At 31.6% G+C, this 965-nt stretch carries 1 protein-coding gene; it reads right to left on the reverse strand.

Annotated elements, in window-relative coordinates:
- Positions 1-12: 12 nt before the first annotated feature.
- A partial coding sequence (locus A6E03_RS18420) for a hypothetical protein (protein WP_218060174.1) occupies positions 13-965 on the reverse strand: 953 nt, incomplete at its 5' end.

Genomic DNA, 965 nt, shown 5'->3' on the forward strand with positions numbered 1-965 from the left:
TTGATGCATTTGTTATAAGCGTTTTTTAAAGTAATCTGGTATTTTTTGTGGACTCCACGCGACAACACCTTCGCAATGATATAACCAATATTTATCATTATAAGTTTTACGAAGTTGTATACGAGGTTTATCATTAATCGATTCTGGCATGCGAATTGGTTCAGTGTGAAATTTTAGTAAGATATAAGCAAAAGCTAGCGGACACAAATTAGATGTTTCTTGGATAAATGAACCATAATCCTCTGATGAAACTTCCCTGAATAACGTTTCAAGTAATTCGTACGTTTTTCTAATTTCGACGGCTTCGGATGCCATTAAAGTAAAGGCTTTAACTAATAATTCTTCATCGATTCCATATGGATAATATGCAAAAACGTCCCGCCGACCATTATTACTTTTTGACCAACAACTTTCTCCAGAAATATTAGTCTGCCAATATTCACATAATGAATTAGCACAAGACGAAATTGTTAAATCATACTCATTAATATGCCTTATGTCGGAAAGAAAATAATCATTAACATCTAAATGATTCAATGCTTTTTGAACTTGATATTTAATACTAATATGAGATGAAGCTAAGATATCTTGATGTTCTTTTTCAGTAACATAAGGTTCTATTTTAGCTAAAGAATCAAAGCAAACACCAATAAAATAAATCTTATCCTGAATTGACTCCGTGGCTGTTAACGTCTTATTCAGGCTTTCTAAAGACTCTTTATATGCATCATATGCTGTTTTAGATCTTACTTTATTAATATTACTTATATAGGTAATCAAAGCTATGAAAACTGCAACAGATGTTGCTACGGCTGATATCATAGTTGGTATATCACCTAAATATTGAGTTCCTGAAAAACGGTGATAAGTAATCAAAATTAAAACATAACCGCTAATAAATAACCAAAATACTAATTTACTCACAAATCCTCTCAAAATGCGCAAGCTTATAACGCCTGCATAAC

It is taken from the genome of Aliivibrio sp. 1S128 (assembly GCF_001691065.1).
Lineage (GTDB): Bacteria > Pseudomonadota > Gammaproteobacteria > Enterobacterales > Vibrionaceae > Aliivibrio.